Source organism: Microbacterium sp. str. 'China', from assembly GCF_002993305.1.
Classification (GTDB): domain Bacteria; phylum Actinomycetota; class Actinomycetes; order Actinomycetales; family Microbacteriaceae; genus Microbacterium; species Microbacterium paraoxydans.
Map to the genome: position 1 here is coordinate 3,371,198 of NZ_CP027434.1, position 15,734 is coordinate 3,386,931.

The following is a 15,734-nucleotide window of genomic DNA, read 5'->3' on the forward strand; positions in this document are numbered from 1 at the left end:
CGTCCGCCGGGCCGATGTGCGCCTCCATCCTTCGGTCGACCCGGTTCGAATCGCCCGATTGGCGGCATCCGGCCCGGATTTGGAACCAATCAGGCGATTCGAACGGAGGTATCGTGGGGCCGATGTCGACACCGCACCCGTTCCCGGCGACGATCGCGGCGGCCGTCGACCACGAGCTCGTGATCCGGAAGTCGCGCTTCCTCACCCATGTCGCACCGGTGTCGTCGGTGGCCGAGGCCGAAGCCGTCATCGCGACGGTCCGGAAGCGCGCCTGGGACGCGAACCACAACTGCACCGCGATGGTGACCGGGCTGCACGGGGATCAGGCGCGCTCCTCGGACGACGGCGAGCCCTCCGGAACGGCCGGGGTCCCGATGCTCGAGGTCCTCCGGCGCCGCGGCCTCACGGACGTCGTCGCGGTGGTGACCCGCTACTTCGGCGGGGTGAAGCTCGGGGCGGGCGGCCTCATCCGCGCCTACTCCACCGCGGTGTCCGAGACGCTCGACCGCGCCGCCCTCGTCCGTCGCGCGGCGCTCACCCAGGCGACCGTGGAGGTCCCGCACGCCGAGGCCGGCCGCTACGACAACCTGCTCCGCGACTGGGCGTCCTCCCACGGGGCCACGCTCGGCACGCCGACCTACGGGGCCTCCGCACAGCTGGAGCTGTGGGTGCCCGCCGCCGCGCTTCCGCGCCTGACCGCCGACCTCGCCGCCGCGTCCGGGGGCGCCGTGGCCCCGGTCGCCGGGATCGAGCGGATCGTCGACGTCGCGGACTGAGACCTCCCGGCGGTCGCACACCGTCCGACGGATATCCTGGACGCCGCGGTCGCGGAAGGAGAGCGATGTTCGACAGTCCGCTCTCGGCCTCGCCGTACGAGATCCTCGGCGTGGATCCGGCCGTCGACGACGCCGAGCTCCGGCGGGCGTATCGGCTGCGACTGCGGCAGACCCACCCCGATACCGGCGGCGACGCGGCCGTGTTCATCCAGGTCCAGCGCGCGTGGGAGCTCATCGGCACCGCGGAGGACCGCGCCGCGTACGACCGCCGCGCGGGCCTGACCGACGACGGCGGCGAATGGAGCGGCTGGCGCCCCCAGACCGTGCGCACCGACACCCGGCCGCGCGCCCGCTCCTACGGACACCCCGGCGGCTGGCGCCGCGAACGCTACCTCTCCCTGATCCGCGAGTGGGCGGGTCACGGGGTCGAGGTCCCCGATCCGTACGCCCCGGCCCTCGTCCGCGCCGCCCCGCGGGAGCTCCGCCGGCTGCTCGCCGACGCGCTCGCGGAGGAGGCCACGGCCCGCACGGTCTCCGACCTCGGCATGGGCTTCACGGTCTGGCACGACGTCGCCGCAGGACAGACCCCCGAGGACAAGCTCGACCACGTGGTGCTCAGCCCGTCCGGCCTCTACGGCGTCATGTCCGAGGACTTCGGCGGGGTCGTGGGGTTCCGCCGCGGGGAGATCACCGGCCCGAGCCTCGGCACCCGGGCCCCGGTCACGGCGGCTCTCGCCCGGATGCGCGCGGTGGCGAAGGCCGCCAAGGTGAAGTTCGGCGGGGCGATCGTGGTGCTCCCCGACGACGACCTCGCCCAGGCGGTCACCCCGCTCGGCAGCAACCGCGGCGTCCCGGTCGTGGTGGTGCGGCGCAGCGCGCTGGCGATGGTGCTGCGGCAGGGCGTCCCCGGGGCGCGGGCCATCGGCGGCAACGAGCTGTTCGATATCCGCACCCGTCTGCAGCAGACGGTCCGCTTCGTCTGACGGCGACGCGCCCGGCATCCCGGCATGCTCTTTTGAATCACTCAAAACACGTGTAGAGTCGAGGGCATGGAGACGGAACTCGACTCGGCGTTGCGCGACGCCGGGCTGCGTGCGACTGCGGGCCGCGTCGCCGTTCTCGAGGCTCTCGGCTCCATGGCCCACACGGATGCGGAGCGGGTCTACCGCGCCGTGTCCGACGTGCTTCCGACCACGTCGATCCAGTCGGTGCACAACATCCTCGCGGACCTGACGACGGCGGGCCTCATCCGCCGGATCGAACCGGCAGGCTCCGCGGCGCTGTACGAACGGCGCATCGACGACAACCACCACCACGTCGTCTGCACCTCCTGCGGTGCGGTCGGCGATGTGGACTGCGTCGTCGGCGAGGCGCCGTGTCTCACCCCGTCCTCGACGGGGGGCTTCACCGTGCAGACAGCTGAAGTCACCTTCTGGGGCCTCTGCCCCAGCTGCCAGAACGCCGCGTAGGCGCATCCACCGATCCCCTCCCCGAGGGTCCGTTCGGCATGTCCGCGCGGAGAAGGAGAAGACCATGACCAACCCCACCGACGCGGGCCGTCCGGCCACGACGACGCAGGCCGGAGCGCCGATCGCGAGCGACACCCACTCGCTGACCGTGGGCCCCGACGGCCCCACCGCGCTGCACGACCACTACCTGGTCGAGAAGCTCGCCTCCTTCAACCGCGAGCGTGTGCCGGAGCGCAACCCGCACGCCAAGGGCGGCGGCGCGTTCGGTGAGTTCGTCGTCACCGAGGACGTCTCGAAGTACACCCGGGCGGCCGTGTTCCAGCCGGGCGCCACCTCGGAGACCCTCCTCCGCTTCTCCTCCGTCGCCGGTGAGCAGGGCTCGCCCGACACCTGGCGGGACGTGCGCGGGTTCTCGCTGCGCTTCTACACGACCGAGGGCAACCTCGACATCGTCGGCAACAACACCCCGACGTTCTTCCTCCGCGACGCCATCAAGTTCCCGGACTTCATCCACTCGCAGAAGCGCCTCGGCGACTCCGGCCTGCGCGACGCGGACATGCAGTGGGACTTCTGGACCCTCTCGCCCGAGAGCGCCCACCAGGTCACCTACCTCATGGGCGAGCGCGGCCTTCCCCGCAGCTGGCGTCACATGAACGGCTACGGCTCGCACACGTACTCGTGGATCAACGCCGAGGGCGAGGTGTTCTGGGTGAAGTACCACTTCATCTCCCACCAGGGCGTCGAGGCGATGAGCCCGGAGGAGGCCGAGCAGCTGGCCGGTTCCGACGCGGACCACTACCGTCGCGACCTGTTCCAGTCGATCGCCGAGGGCGACTTCCCGAAGTGGGACCTGTACGTGCAGATCATGCCGTACGACGAGGCCAAGGACTACCGCTTCAACCCCTTCGACCTCACCAAGACGATCTCGAAGAAGGACTACCCGCGCATCAAGGTCGGCACGCTGACCCTCAACCGCAACCCGGAGAACTTCTTCGCGCAGATCGAGCAGGCCGGCTTCGCGCCGGGGAACCAGGTGCCCGGTACCGGCATCTCCCCCGACAAGATGCTCATGGGCCGGATGTTCGCCTACCCGGACGCCCAGCGGCACCGCATCGGCGCGAACTACAACCAGCTGCCGGTGAACCAGCCGCACGCCGCCGAGACCCGCAACTACCAGCACGAGGGCTCGATGCGGTACCAGTACAACGACGCCGCGCACCGCACCTACCAGCCGAACTCCTTCGGGACCCCCGGTGGCCCCGCGGCCGACCCGGCGAAGGGCATCGAGGTGAACTGGTCGGCGGACGGCGAGCTCACCCGCTCCGCCGCGACGCTGCACGCCGAGGACGACGACTTCGGTCAGGCCGGCACGCTGTACCGCGAGGTCTTCGACGGCCCGCAGCGCGCCCGCTTCCTGGAGGTCCTGACCGGTCAGGGCCGTTCGATCACGGTCGACGCCATCCGCGAGCGCTTCTTCCAGTACTGGACGAACGTGGACGCCGAGCTCGGCGCCGCGCTGCGCGACCGCGTCTGACCCGAGACCCCGGGTTCTCCTCGAAACCCCCTCTCCGCGACACCGCGGGGAGGGGGTTTCGGCGTGTAACCGGGGTCTCGGCGCCCCGGAAGGGAGGAGTGGGGGGAGGATGGTGGGGTGGCTGTTCCCCTCTCCGACCTCACCGAGATGCCCGACCCGCAGCACGTCTACGCGGCGGACGGCACACGACTGGCGACCTACACGTGGGGCGAGCTCGACGCCCCGGTCGTGGTGACCGTGCACGGCTTCGCCTCGGGCGCGCGCGACAACTGGGTGCTCACCGGCTGGGTGCGCGAGCTGACCAGGGCCGGGTACCGCGTGCTCGCACTCGACCAGCGGGGCCACGGGCAGAGCGACAAGCCGCACGAGCCCGACGCCTACGCCATCCGCAACCTCGTGACCGACGTCGAGACCGTCATGGACACGTACCTCGTCGACGACGCGTTCTACCTGGGCTACTCGCTCGGCGCCCGCGTGGGGTGGGAGGTGGCCCGCGAGCTCCCGCATCGGATCGGCCGGGCGGTCCTGGGCGGTGTCCCCGACGGCATCCCTCTCGCACGTCTCGACCTCGACCAGGTGCGCGCGTACATCGCGGACGGCACCCCGGTGGAGGACCGCACGACGCAGAACTACATCGCGCTGACCGAGCGGGTGCCCGGGAACGATCTGCGCGCGCTCATCGCCCTGGCGGAGGGACTTCGAGGCTCCGGCACGATCGATCCCGATCCCGCGGACGCGCCGGTCGTGCCGCTGCTGTTCGCGACGGGATCGAAGGACGCGATCATCGAGGGCTCCCGGGCACTGGCCGCCGCGGCTCCCGATGCCCGTTTCGTCGAGCTCCCGAACCGCCACCACTTCAACGCCCCCGGCTCCCGCGACTTCAAGGAGGCCGCGCTCGGTTTCTTCGCCGAGTCCTGACCCCGCCGAGACCCCGTCTCCGCGCCGAGACCCCCTCCTGCATGCGTGTGCAGGAGGGGGTCTCGGCGCGAAAGCGGGGTCTCGGGGATCAGGCGGTGGCGTCCTCGCGCTTCGGGAGGACCCAACCGGCGCGGGGGAAGTGGCACGTGTAGCCGTTCGGGTACTTGATCAGGTAGTCCTGGTGCTCGGGCTCGGCCTCCCAGAACGGACCGGCGGGCTCGATCGTCGTGACGGCCTTCCCCGGCCACAGACCGGAGGCGTCGACGTCGGCGATCGTGTCCCGGGCGACCTGCTCCTGCTCGGGGGTGAGCGGGAAGATCGCCGACCGGTAGCTCGACCCGATGTCGTTGCCCTGACGGTTCAGGGTCGACGGGTCGTGGATCTGGAAGAAGAACGCCAGGATGTCGCGATAGGTCGTCGCGCTCGGGTCGAAGACGATCTCCACGGCCTCCGCGTGACCGGGGTGGTTGCGGTAGGTCGCGTGGTCGTTCTCCCCGCCGGTGTAGCCCACGCGGGTGTCGATCACCCCGGGCTGGCGGCGGATGAGGTCTTCCATGCCCCAGAAGCAGCCGCCCGCGAGGACGGCCGTCTCGGTCCCGGGGGTGCGGGTGATGGTTCCGGTGTCGGTCATGACTGCTCCTCAGAGGTGTGGGTGGTGAAGAGGGGGCTGTAGCGACCGTACCCCTCCTTCTCGAGATCCTCCGCCGGGATGAAGCGGAGGGCCGCCGAGTTCATGCAGTAGCGCAGGCCGCCCTCGGCGCGGGGTCCGTCGTCGAAGACGTGCCCCAGGTGGCTGTCGGCGCCGGACGACCGCGCCTCGGTGCGGGTCATCCACAGCGAGCGGTCGGTCTTCGTTGTCACGGCGTCGGCATCGATCGGACGCGTGAAGCTCGGCCAGCCGGTGCCGCTGTCGTACTTGTCCCGGGAGGAGAACAGCGGCTGCCCGGAGACGACGTCGACGTAGATGCCGTCGTCGTGATTGTTCCAGTAGGCGTTGCGGAAGGGCGGCTCGGTGGCGTCCTGCTGCGTGACCTCGTACTGCAGGTTCGTGAGACCGCTGACGGCCTCGGGGGTCCTGCCGTAGTCGTTCGACATGAGTGGCTCCTTGTCCGACGCCGCTGGCTGCGGCGTCACAGAGGAGAACCACGGGGGCCCGGCTTTTGGTCCCGCGGGGCTGGGAGCGGGCTGGGAGTTTCCGCTCAGCCCGCATCCCGGACGACGGCGAGGTTCCGTTCCGCGGTGCGGACGATCTCCGCGACCGTGCAATCCTCCGGCCGTCGCGCGACCTTGAGGCCGAGCCAGGGCACAGCGCCCGCGGCGCGGAGCCCCGCGCGGACGTGCGCCGCGCCGAGCAGCGACGCGGACGCGGGATGGGCCTCGGCGATGGGCAGGTGCGCGTCCACCCAGGCGGGGCCGTACGGACTCTCCACCGGCGCGGCCCCGGAGAACGCGAGCCCGGTCAGCAGGCCCGAAGCCGCTGCATCGGCGATCTGCGCGGTCACCGCATCCGCGTCCCGCAGCTCGATCGCCGACCGCCCCCAGTTGAGCCAGAGGCCGACCGGGGCGCCGGCGGACCGGATGGCCGCGATCTCGGCAGCGAGCGGGAGGAACCCCTTCTCCGGCGTCTGACCGGGAACGGCGGCGTCGCAGTGCTCGATGACGAGCCGGGCTCCGCTCCAGTCGCACGCCGCGACCTCCTCCAGCGACCGGACGAGCGCATCCCCGTCTCCGCTCCCGCGGGGCGCGGTGTGCAGCATCACCACCGCGACCGATGCGGCGCTCTCGGCGGTGAGCAGCGCGACGTCGTCCGCTACGCGCCGCAGATCCGCCACCGCCGCGGCCCTCCCCTCCTCCTGCGGCGAGGCGAGTCCGTACGACGGGTCCTCGCCGAGCCGCCGCATCACGTACGGCACCGGGGTGACCGCGAGCGGCACACCCGGCACGTGGCCGAGGAACCAGGTCGGGTCGTGCGGATGCACCGCCCCCATCCACGGCACCTCGAGGCCGGCCACCCCGGGGAGCGCGCAGAGCTCCGGCAGCAGCGCGGCCTCCAGCGCCGGATCCCATCGGGCGTGCGCGGGGGACAGCGGATAGGCGCTGAGGAGCACGGGGGTCACGGACGGGCCTCGACGAGACTCCGCGCGAACCAGGACGTGATGGTGGCCGGATGGGTTATGGCCGTGCCGACGCAGACCGCGTAGGCCCCCGCGGCGATCGCGGCGGCGGCGTGCGCCGGGGTGTGGATGCGGCCCTCTGCGACGATCGGGCGCGTGCTGCGTGCCGCGATGAGGCCGATGAGCTCGAGGTCGGGGCCGTCGCTCTTCGGACGCTCCCCGGTGTACCCGGACAGGGTCGTGCCCAGGATGTCGGCACCCGCGGCTTCGGCGGCGATCGCGTCGTCGAGGGAACCGCAGTCGGCCATGATGAGCGCGTCGGAATGCGCGCGCAGCCCGACGATGGTCTCCGCGAGCGTCCGGCCGTCGGGCCGGGGGCGTCGGGTGCCGTCGATCGCCACGATGTCGGCGCCCGCGTCGGCGACGGCCACGGCATGCTCCAGCGTCGGCGTGATGAAGACATCGGCGTCGCCGTCCTTCCACAGCCCGATGATCGGCACCGGTAGGTCCGCGACCGCGCGGATGTCGTCGATGCCCTGCACGCGGATCCCGGCGGCACCGCCGACGAGGGCGGCGTTGGCGACCTGCGCCATGGTGCGCGGGTCGCGCATCGCCTCCCCGGGGTACGCCTGACAGGAGACGATGAGTCCGCCGTGCAGGCGTTCGAGGATGGGGTTCGGTGTCATGGTCGCCTCCAGGCGGATGCCGCCGCTCCCCGCAGCGGCGCGTCGTCGCCGAGGGTTCCCGGCAGGATGGGGGTGTCGTGCAGGGCGTCGATGGCCTCCGCGTGGAAGGCCGCCCGCAGGGAGTCCCACCACAGCTCGCCGATGCGCGGCACGCCGCCGGTGACGACGATCCGCTCCGGGTCGAGGAGGGTCGCGGCTCCCGCGAGTGCGCGGCCGACGGCGGCGGCGGAGTCCTGGACGGCGCGCACGGCGAGGGAGTCGCCCGTGCCGGCCGCGGCGGCGACCTCGCGCGCATCGCGCAGCGCCGTATCGCCGCCGAGCGAGAGGTAATGCCGGTGCAGGCCGATGCCGGAGCCGAGGGCCTCGAGGTGTCCGCTGCGGCCACAGGGGCAGCGGAGGTGCGCGGCGCCCGGGATCGGGAGATGCGCGAGCTCGCCGGCGACGTGATGGGCGCCGCGCACCGGACGGCCGTCGAGGATGATCCCTGCGCCGACCCCGGTGCCGACGGCGACGACGAGGGCGCTCGAGGCTCCGGCGGCGGTCCCGTGGAGGTACTCCCCCGTGGCGTGCGCGTCGACGTCGTTCTGCACGGCCACCGGGGCGTCCGCGGGGAGGCGGTCCCCGAGGGCTCCCCGGATCAGGGCGGCCAGCGGGGTGCCCGGCCAGTCGGCGAAGGTGTCGGTGGCCGACACGATCGTTCCCGTCCTCGCGTCGACCACGCCCGCGGTGCCGATGCCGACCCCGGCGAGCGCGGACTCCTCGTCGAGCAGTTCCTGCGCGAGCGCGGCGACGGTCGCCACGACGGCGGCGGGTCCCGCGCTCGCGGGGGTCGGCGCCGCGGCGGTGCGCAGCAACGCGTCCGCCCGGTCGGCGAGCGCCGCGGCCGTCTTGGTGCCGCCGATGTCGACGGCGAGGACGACCTCGCGCATCAGACGGCGACCGGAAGCAGACCGAGCTCGTCGAGGATCGTGCGGATGCCGGCGACGGCCTCCGGTGTGAGCGGCTCCACCGTGTCGGCCATCGCCGCGTGGTCGATGATGCCGCGCGCGTGCATCGCCGCCTTGAACGCCCCGACGCCGGTCGCGTCGCCGGACAGCCCCTGCGGCTGGAACACGATGTCGAAGAGCCGGTTGATGCGCTCCTGCTCGGCCCGGGCGGTCGTCCAGTCACCGCGCTGCGCGGCCTCCCAGAGGCGCACGTAGCCCGCGGCCTCGACGTTCGCGAGTCCCGGGACGACACCGGCGGCACCGACGAGGGCCATCGCGTCGACGACGACCTCGTGCCCGGTGAGCAGCTGCAGCGGGCGACCGGCGGCCTCGTTCGCCGCGATCAGTCGGCGGAACCCGACGTCGTCGCCGGACGAGTCCTTGACCCCCTGGATCACACCTTCCCGGCCGAGCTGCACGAGCAGGTCGAGGCCGAGCTTGGAGTGCACGCGCACCGGCACGTCGTAGGCCCAGAGCGGCACGTCGATCGCGGCGGCGATCGTGCGGAAGTGCGCGGCGATCTCGGCCGGCGAGTTCAACGTGTACAGCGGCGCGGTGGTCACGATCGCCTGCGCGCCCGCGGCCGCGAGCCGACGGGCCGTCTCGATGATGCGCGGGGCCGTGAGCTCGATGGCGCCGGCGATGACGGGCACGCGTCCCGCGTTCGCGGCGACGATCGTCTGCAGCAGCTCGACGCGCTGGTCGTCGGTGAAGTAGGCGGTCTCGCCGGTGGAGCCGAGCGCGAACAGTCCGGAGACGCCCTCCCCGATCAGGCGCTCGACGAGGCGGGTGAGCGACGCGTGGTCGATCGTCCCGTCGGGGAGCAGCGGGGTGGCGACCGGCGGGACGACGCCGGAGAACGACAGGGCGGGAGCGGGGGAAGGCATAGGGGTTCCGTCTTTTCAGTGGTGGGGTTCGAGCAGCGAGGGCGCGGCGCCCAGCAGCGTGCGGGTGTAGGGGTCGGCGGGGTCGTCGAATACCCGGGCGGCGTCGCCGTGCTCGACGACGCGGCCCTTGTTCATCACGGCGATCTCGTCGGAGAGGTAGCGGACGGTCTGGATGTCGTGGGAGATGAAGACCATGCCGAGCCCGAGCTGCTGCTTCAGGTCGGTCAGCAGGTTCAGGATCTGCGCGCGCACCGAGACGTCGAGGGCCGAGGTCGGCTCATCGGCGACGATGACCTGCGGGTCGAGGACGAGGGCCCTGGCGATCGCGACGCGCTGCCGCTGGCCGCCGGAGAGCTGGCTGGGCAGCGCCTCCAGCGCCGACGACGGCAGCCCCACGAGCCCGACGAGGTCGCGCACCTTGCGCTCCCGGCTCGCCGGGGAGCCGAGGCGATGCACCTGCAGCGGATCCAGGAGCGCGTCCCGCACGGTCATGCGGGCGTTCAGAGCCGTCGCCGGGTCCTGGAAGACCACGGAGAGGATGCGTCCCAGGCGCTTGCGCACCGCGGGGGTGAAGGAGCGCACGGTCTCACCGTCGAAGACGACCTGACCGCTCGTGGGCTTCTCGAGGCCGATCAGCACCTTCGCGGAGGTGGACTTGCCCGAGCCGGACTCGCCCACGATGCCCAGCGTCTGTCCGCGGCGGACCGTGAGCGAGACCCCGGCGAGGGCGTCGACGTAGTGCGGGCGGAACAACGACGAGCTGCGGGCCCGGTAGCGGACGTGCACGTCCTGCAGCTGGATGACGGGTTCGCTCATCGTCCTGCTCCGATCGGTTCGACGGGCGCATCGGCAGGATGCGCGGAGTAGTAGTGCTCGGTGCCGTCGATGTGCCGCCGCACGGGTTCCACGCCGGCGTACCGGGCGGGGTCCGTCGAGCGCGGCGCGAAGCGGTCGCCCTGCGGGAAGTCCCGCGGGGAGGGGACGACACCGGACACCTGGTGCAGGCGGTCGGAACCGGCCTCGATCGAGAGCACCGCCCCGAGCAGGCCCTGGGTGTACTCGTGCACGGGCTGCGTGAGCACCTCGCGTGTGGTGCCCTGCTCCACGACCTGGCCCGCGTACATCACCGTGATCCGGTGCGAGAGCTCGGCGACGAGGGCGAGGTCGTGCGAGACGAACACCAGCGCGAAGCCGAGCTCCCGCTGCAGCCGCATGAGCAGCTCCACGACCTGCGCCTGCACCGTCACGTCGAGGGCCGTGGTGGGCTCGTCGGCGATCACCAGCCGCGGGTCGCGGGTCAGGGCCATCGCGATGAGCACGCGCTGCCGCTGGCCGCCCGAGAGCTCGTGCGGGTACGAGGCGAGCGTGCGCTTCGGATCGAGACCGACGAGCTCCAGCAGCTCCTCGGCCGTGCGGGTGCCGCCGCGGGAGGTGAGCTGCTTCATCTGCGCGCGGATCAGCATCGCGGGGTTCAGCGAGCTCAGGGCGTCCTGGTAGATCATCGCGATGTCGTGGCCGCGCAGCGCGTTGCGCTCCTTCGGCGTCATCCGCAGCAGATCCTTCCCGTCGAACAGGATGCGCCCGCGGACGTCGGCCTTCGGATCGAGCAGCCCCATGATCGCCAGCGAGGTGATGGACTTGCCGCACCCCGACTCCCCCACGAGCGACATGGTCTCGCCGGGGCGCACGGTGAAGCTGACGTGGTCGACCACGTCGACGTCGCCGTGGCGCGGGAAGGAGATGCAGAGATCCTGCACCTCGAGCAGCGGCGCGGCGTCTCCCGTGTAGACCAGGCGGTCAGTGCGGGAGAGTTCGCGGACACGCAGCTCGGCGAGGCGCTCCGCCAGCGGCACCGTCTCCGCGGTGGGCACGAGCACGTCGGGCACGCCGCTGGGCACCGAGAGGTTGACCGCGGTGTCGACCGTCGGGATGACGTGGGTGTCGTCCGGGGCGGCGGCCTCCTCCAGGTCGTGCGTCGACTCCTCCGTGTTCGCGGCGTCGGCGGTGATCTTCCTGGCGCGCGGCGAGACCATGGCGTCGGTCATCCCCTCGGACAGGATGTTGAGGCACAGCACGGTGATCATGATGAGGATGCCGGGGAAGAACGTCGCCCACCACGCCCCGCTCATGAGCAGGTTCCGGCCCGCGGCGATGACGTTGCCCCAGGACGGCTCAGGATCGGGCACACCGGCCTGAAGGAACGACAGCGAGGCCTCGAACACGATCGCGTTGGCGACGAGCACCGTGGCGAAGACGAGCACGGGTGCCATGGCGTTGCGGGCGACGTGCCGCACGATGATCCGCGGCGTCCCCGCGCCCATTACGCGGACGGCCGAGACGTAGTCCTCGCCGTACTGGTCGAGGATGTTCGCCCGGACGATGCGGGTCAGCTGCGGCACGTAGAGGAATGCGATCGTGAGCACGAGCACCGGCAGCGACTTGCCGAACACCGCCACGAACACCGCGGCGAGCGCGATGCCGGGGAACGACATGATCACGTCCATGACCCGCATGAGGGTCTCGGAGATCCACTTCGGCGCGGTCGCGGCGATCGTGCCCAGCACGCAGGCGACGGCGAGGGCGACGAGGGTGGCCCCGAGCCCGATCACGAGGGAGTAGCGGGCCCCGTAGACCAGTCGGGAGAAGATGTCGCGACCCTGCCGGTCGGTGCCGAACCAATGCTCCGCACTCGGCGGCTGCACCGGGGAGCCGGACGCGAGCGGGTCGTACGGCGAGATCAGCGGCGCGAGGATCGCGGCGAGCGCGATGATCGCGAGCACGGCGAGGCAGATGATCGAGCCGAGGGAGAGACGGCCCCAGCGGAGGCCGGGGACGGAGAGCCGTTCCGTGAGTCTGCGTCGCATGTCACACCGCCCGGATTCGAGGATTGATGAGCACGTACAGGAGGTCGACGATGATGTTGATCACGACGAACGCGAGCGCGACCGCGAGCGTCACGCCCTGCACGAGGTTGGGTTCGTTGTTGGTGACCCCGTTGAGGATGAGGGTGCCCATCCCCGGGATCGCGAAGATGATCTCGATCACCACGGCGCCGCCGAGCAGGTACCCGATGCGGAGACCGAGCACCGTCACGGGGGTGATGAGCGCGTTGCGCAGCACGTTGCGGCCGACGACGATCACCCGCGGGATTCCGGCGCCGAGGGCGGTGCGCACGTAGTCGCGATCGAGCTCCTCGACCATCGAGGTGCGCACGACCCGGGAGAGCTGCCCGATCACGGGCACGGCGAGTGCGACCGCGGGAAGGGTCATCCGGGCGAGCCACCCGGACGGGTCGTCGGCGAAGGCCGGCAGCGGGCCCGAGGCCGGCAGCACCCCGAGCGCCAGGGTGAACACCTGGATGAGGAGGATCGCGAGCCAGAAGGAGGGCGTGGACAACGCGGCGACGCCGAAGACGCGGATGACCTGGTCGGGCCAGCGGTCGCGGTAGACGGCGGCGAGGACGCCGATCACGAACGCGACGAGGACCGCGATCACCAGACCCAGGAAGGTCAGGGCCAGCGTCACCGGGAAGGCCCTGGCGACCTCGTCGACCACCGGCAGGCTGCGGGCGGAGTAGGTGCCCAGGTCGCCCTGGACGAGGCCGATCAGGAAGTTCACGTAGCGGACGAACAGCGGGAGGTTCAGCCCGTGGTCTTCGCGGTACGCCTCCAGCGCTTCGGGGGAGGCGGTCTCGCCGAGCGCGGTGCGTGCCGGGTCGACGGGCGAGAAGGACATCACGAAGAAGACCAGGAACGTGATGCCGAGGATCATCAGCGGCAACTGCAGCAGTCGCCGGCCGACGAGGCGGAGCGTGTGGGACACGTGCCGCTCCTTCCGGGGGTGGGGTGGCGGGGGCGCGCTCTTCGGGCGAGCGCGCCCCCGCCCTGTCGGGCAGGTGCTACTTCGCGGCCACGCCGACGTCGAGGAACGACAGTCCGGTCGTGGGGACCGGCTGGAAGCCGACCAGCTCCTGCGAGCTCCAGGCGGTGGGCAGCTTGCGGTGGAACAGCGGGTACAGCACGGCCTGGTCGGAGATCAGGTCGTACGCCTGGTTCCAGGACTCCTGCTGCTCCTCGCCCTCCTGGGTGACGGCGGTGTCGAGCAGCGTGCGCAGCTCGGCGTACTCCGGGGAGTCGGCCCAGGCGGTGCGCGTCTGGGTCCAGACGTTCTCGCCGTACCACCAGTTCATGAGCAGGTCGGGGTCCACGCCGAACACCGACGGGTCTCCGGGGGCGATGGCGACGGTGTAGTCGCCGGAGTCGACCTTCTCGTACATCGACGCCGACTGGCTGATGTCGAGGGTGGTGTCGACGCCGATCGCGTCGAGGGACTCCTTGATGAGCGGGGCCACCTCCTTCACCCATCCGGTGTCGGTCATGCGCAACGTGATCGCGAGGTCGGAGACCCCGGCCTCCGCCAGCAGCTCCTCCGCCTTCTCCGGGTCGTACGAGTAGACCGTGGAGGCCTCGTGGTAGTTCGGGTAGTCCTCGGGCAGGAACGACGTGGCCGGGGTGGCGTTGCCGAGCATGCCGGTCTCGATGATCTTGTCCATGTCGAGCGCGTAGTGCAGCGCCTGGCGGACGCGGACGTCGTCGAACGGCTCGGCCTTCGTGTTGAACATCATGAAGAGGAGGCCGAACGACTGCACGCTCTCGACCTCGGACGAGGCGGCCAGTCCGTCGGCGTCGATGTACGGCACGTCCTCGATCGCCTGCACCGTGCCGGTCGACATCGCGGTGACGCGGGCCGAGGCGTCGGCGAGGAGGTTCCAGTTCATGCCTGCGGCGAGCGCGGGACGCGGGCCGTTGTAGTCGTCGTACCGCTCGAAGACGATCTTGTCCTCGGGCACGGCGGAGACGAGGGCGTAGGGACCGGAGCCGACCGGGTTCGCGCCGAACTCCTCGGGATCGGCCTCGACCACGGCCTTCGGCACGATCTTGACGACGCCGAGTCGATCGTCGATGAGGGAGAACGGGTAATCGGTGGTGATCCGGACGGTGTCCTCGTCGACGGCCGTGACCGTGTCGATGAAGTCGACGAACGAGCGGAACAGGGAGTTGTTCGCCGGGTCGAGGACGCGCTCGTAGCTGAAGACCACGTCGTCGGCGGTGACCGGGTCTCCGTTCTGGAACGTCGCGCCTTCGCGGAGGTCGATGTCGTAGGTCGTCTCGTCGACCTGCGTCGGGAAGTCGGCGGCGAGGGCGGGGGCGGGCTCCTGCGTGACGGGGTCGAGGTCGATGAGTCCCTCGAAGATGTGCCAGTTCGCCGAGACCGTCACGGCGCCTGAGGCGACCATCGGGTCGAAGCTGCCGTTCAGGGTGTACGAGATCCCGGCTTCGATGATGCCGTCCGGGTCGATGTCGCTCGCGGCGGGGCTCTCGGCGGTGCCGGCGGCGCCGCCGCAGCCGGCGAGGGCGAGGGACGCGGCGACCGTGCCGGCGACCGCCATCGCGAGACGACCCGCGCGGCGGCGGGTGCTGTGTCGGTTCATGTGTGCTCCAGGTGGTGGGGGGCGACGCCTTGAGGACATCAGACGTCTGATGTACTCTAAACACACGTTCGACCGGATCACAAGAGTGAGAGGATCGGAGCGTTTCCGGCAGGCAGGAGAGGGACCCTATGAAGTCCACCACGGGGAGGGCGTCGCGGATGCGGCGAGCCACGACGGCGGATCAGATCAAGCAGCTCATCCTCACGCGCGGACTCACTCCCGGCGATCCCCTGCCGACCGAGGCCGAGCTCTGCGAGGAGCTCGACGTGTCGCGCTCCTCGGTCCGCGAGGCGATCCGTACGCTCTCCACCCTCGACATCGTCGACGTCCGGCACGGACACGGCACCTACGTGGGCCCGATGTCGCTGGACCCGATGGTCGAGGCGCTCGTCTTCCGGGGTGTGCTGTCCCCCGAGGGGTCGCTGCAGGCCCTACGCGAGGTCGTCGAGGTGCGCCTCGCGCTCGACCTCTCCATGGCCGAGCGCGTGGTCGAGGCCGCTCAGGCGCAGGCGGACCCGGAGCTCGACGAGCTCGTCGCCGAGATGGTCGACAAGGCCGGCCGCGGCGAGTACTTCCTCGACGAGGACAGGGCGTTCCACACCCGCCTCTTCGGCGCCATCGACAACCGTCTCGTCGGCCAGCTCGTCGGAGCCTTCTGGGACGTGCACACCGCCGTGCTCCCGCAGCTCGGCATCGCGCAGCCCGACGACATCCACAAGACCGCCAAGGCGCACGGTGACATGCTGGACGCCGCGCGCTCCGGCGACGTCGAGCGCTACCGCCAGGCCGTCATCGAGCACTACCAGCCGCTGCAGCGGGTGCTGGCGACCGCGGAGGACGTGCGGGCCTGAGCCGAGGAGTCGGTAGTCTGAC

At 71.3% G+C, this 15,734-nt stretch carries 16 protein-coding genes; 6 read left to right on the top strand and 10 right to left on the bottom strand.

The window, feature by feature from the left end; genetic code table 11:
- Positions 1-122: 122 nt before the first annotated feature.
- The 5 genes from C6C15_RS16410 to C6C15_RS16430 all read left to right on the top strand — a co-directional run bounded on the left by C6C15_RS16410 (position 123) and on the right by C6C15_RS16430 (position 4,697).
- Positions 123-776, top strand: a complete 654-nt coding sequence (locus C6C15_RS16410; RefSeq protein WP_105950654.1) for an IMPACT family protein — start codon at positions 123-125, stop codon at positions 774-776.
- Between the two features lie 65 nt (positions 777-841).
- Positions 842-1,759, top strand: a complete 918-nt coding sequence (locus C6C15_RS16415; protein WP_060923253.1) for a J domain-containing protein — start codon at positions 842-844, stop codon at positions 1,757-1,759.
- A 66-nt stretch (positions 1,760-1,825) separates the two neighbouring features.
- Positions 1,826-2,245 (top strand): Fur family transcriptional regulator, encoded by a 420-nt coding sequence (locus C6C15_RS16420; protein ID WP_025102779.1) that lies wholly within the window; start codon positions 1,826-1,828, stop codon positions 2,243-2,245.
- A 64-nt stretch (positions 2,246-2,309) separates the two neighbouring features.
- Positions 2,310-3,779, top strand: coding sequence for a catalase (locus C6C15_RS16425; protein ID WP_025102780.1), 1,470 nt, complete (start codon positions 2,310-2,312; stop codon positions 3,777-3,779).
- 117 nt (positions 3,780-3,896) lie between these two features.
- Entirely contained in the window at positions 3,897-4,697 is an 801-nt protein-coding gene (locus C6C15_RS16430; RefSeq protein ID WP_105950655.1) for an alpha/beta fold hydrolase, read from the top strand.
- Between the two features lie 88 nt (positions 4,698-4,785).
- Here the strand turns inward: C6C15_RS16430 and msrA are convergent, their stop codons facing one another.
- The 10 genes from msrA to C6C15_RS16480 form a co-directional block, all read right to left on the bottom strand.
- The gene (gene msrA, locus C6C15_RS16435) at positions 4,786-5,328 is read right to left on the bottom strand and encodes a peptide-methionine (S)-S-oxide reductase MsrA (protein WP_025102782.1); all 543 of its coding nucleotides are present in this window, start codon (positions 5,326-5,328) and stop codon (positions 4,786-4,788) included.
- Entirely contained in the window at positions 5,325-5,792 is a 468-nt protein-coding gene (msrB, locus tag C6C15_RS16440; protein WP_060923254.1) for a peptide-methionine (R)-S-oxide reductase MsrB, read from the bottom strand. Before msrB ends, msrA begins: the two co-directional genes overlap by 4 nt.
- Before the next feature lie 104 nt (positions 5,793-5,896).
- The gene (locus C6C15_RS16445) at positions 5,897-6,814 is read right to left on the bottom strand and encodes a DUF4862 family protein (protein WP_060923255.1); all 918 of its coding nucleotides are present in this window, start codon (positions 6,812-6,814) and stop codon (positions 5,897-5,899) included.
- Positions 6,811-7,497 (bottom strand): N-acetylmannosamine-6-phosphate 2-epimerase, encoded by a 687-nt coding sequence (locus C6C15_RS16450; protein ID WP_105950656.1) that lies wholly within the window; start codon positions 7,495-7,497, stop codon positions 6,811-6,813. The genes C6C15_RS16445 and C6C15_RS16450 overlap by 4 nt, the downstream gene beginning before the upstream one ends.
- Entirely contained in the window at positions 7,494-8,426 is a 933-nt protein-coding gene (locus C6C15_RS16455) for an ROK family protein (protein WP_105950657.1), read from the bottom strand. Before C6C15_RS16455 ends, C6C15_RS16450 begins: the two co-directional genes overlap by 4 nt.
- Complete coding sequence (locus C6C15_RS16460; protein WP_105950658.1) at positions 8,426-9,370, bottom strand: dihydrodipicolinate synthase family protein; 945 nt, start codon at positions 9,368-9,370, stop codon at positions 8,426-8,428. The genes C6C15_RS16455 and C6C15_RS16460 overlap by 1 nt, the downstream gene beginning before the upstream one ends.
- A gap of 15 nt (positions 9,371-9,385) precedes the next feature.
- Positions 9,386-10,186, bottom strand: a complete 801-nt coding sequence (locus tag C6C15_RS16465; RefSeq protein ID WP_060923411.1) for an ABC transporter ATP-binding protein — start codon at positions 10,184-10,186, stop codon at positions 9,386-9,388.
- Positions 10,183-12,234, bottom strand: coding sequence for a dipeptide/oligopeptide/nickel ABC transporter permease/ATP-binding protein (locus C6C15_RS16470; RefSeq protein ID WP_105950659.1), 2,052 nt, complete (start codon positions 12,232-12,234; stop codon positions 10,183-10,185). The genes C6C15_RS16465 and C6C15_RS16470 overlap by 4 nt, the downstream gene beginning before the upstream one ends.
- A gap of 1 nt (position 12,235) precedes the next feature.
- Positions 12,236-13,192, bottom strand: a complete 957-nt coding sequence (locus tag C6C15_RS16475) for an ABC transporter permease (protein ID WP_060923409.1) — start codon at positions 13,190-13,192, stop codon at positions 12,236-12,238.
- A gap of 76 nt (positions 13,193-13,268) precedes the next feature.
- On the bottom strand, positions 13,269-14,861 hold the full coding sequence (locus C6C15_RS16480) for an ABC transporter substrate-binding protein (RefSeq protein WP_105950660.1): 1,593 nt from the start codon (positions 14,859-14,861) through the stop codon (positions 13,269-13,271).
- Between the two features lie 128 nt (positions 14,862-14,989).
- Here C6C15_RS16480 and C6C15_RS16485 point away from each other — a divergent pair, with 128 nt between their 5' ends.
- On the top strand, positions 14,990-15,712 hold the full coding sequence (locus C6C15_RS16485) for a FadR/GntR family transcriptional regulator (protein ID WP_060923475.1): 723 nt from the start codon (positions 14,990-14,992) through the stop codon (positions 15,710-15,712).
- Positions 15,713-15,734: the final 22 nt, after the last annotated feature.

Bases quoted from the DNA above. Each gene is read 5' to 3' on its own strand.
- C6C15_RS16410 (WP_105950654.1), top strand. From the start codon at position 123: ATGTCGACACCGCACCCGTTCCCGGCGACGATCGCGGCGGCCGTCGAC.
- C6C15_RS16415 (WP_060923253.1), top strand. From the start codon at position 842: ATGTTCGACAGTCCGCTCTCGGCCTCGCCGTACGAGATCCTCGGCGTG.
- C6C15_RS16420 (WP_025102779.1), top strand. From the start codon at position 1,826: ATGGAGACGGAACTCGACTCGGCGTTGCGCGACGCCGGGCTGCGTGCG.
- C6C15_RS16425 (WP_025102780.1), top strand. From the start codon at position 2,310: ATGACCAACCCCACCGACGCGGGCCGTCCGGCCACGACGACGCAGGCC.
- msrA (WP_025102782.1), bottom strand. From the start codon at position 5,328: ATGACCGACACCGGAACCATCACCCGCACCCCCGGGACCGAGACGGCC.
- msrB (WP_060923254.1), bottom strand. From the start codon at position 5,792: ATGTCGAACGACTACGGCAGGACCCCCGAGGCCGTCAGCGGTCTCACG.
- C6C15_RS16450 (WP_105950656.1), bottom strand. From the start codon at position 7,497: ATGACACCGAACCCCATCCTCGAACGCCTGCACGGCGGACTCATCGTC.
- C6C15_RS16455 (WP_105950657.1), bottom strand. From the start codon at position 8,426: ATGCGCGAGGTCGTCCTCGCCGTCGACATCGGCGGCACCAAGACGGCC.
- C6C15_RS16460 (WP_105950658.1), bottom strand. From the start codon at position 9,370: ATGCCTTCCCCCGCTCCCGCCCTGTCGTTCTCCGGCGTCGTCCCGCCG.
- C6C15_RS16465 (WP_060923411.1), bottom strand. From the start codon at position 10,186: ATGAGCGAACCCGTCATCCAGCTGCAGGACGTGCACGTCCGCTACCGG.
- C6C15_RS16470 (WP_105950659.1), bottom strand. From the start codon at position 12,234: ATGCGACGCAGACTCACGGAACGGCTCTCCGTCCCCGGCCTCCGCTGG.
- C6C15_RS16480 (WP_105950660.1), bottom strand. From the start codon at position 14,861: ATGAACCGACACAGCACCCGCCGCCGCGCGGGTCGTCTCGCGATGGCG.
- C6C15_RS16485 (WP_060923475.1), top strand. From the start codon at position 14,990: ATGAAGTCCACCACGGGGAGGGCGTCGCGGATGCGGCGAGCCACGACG.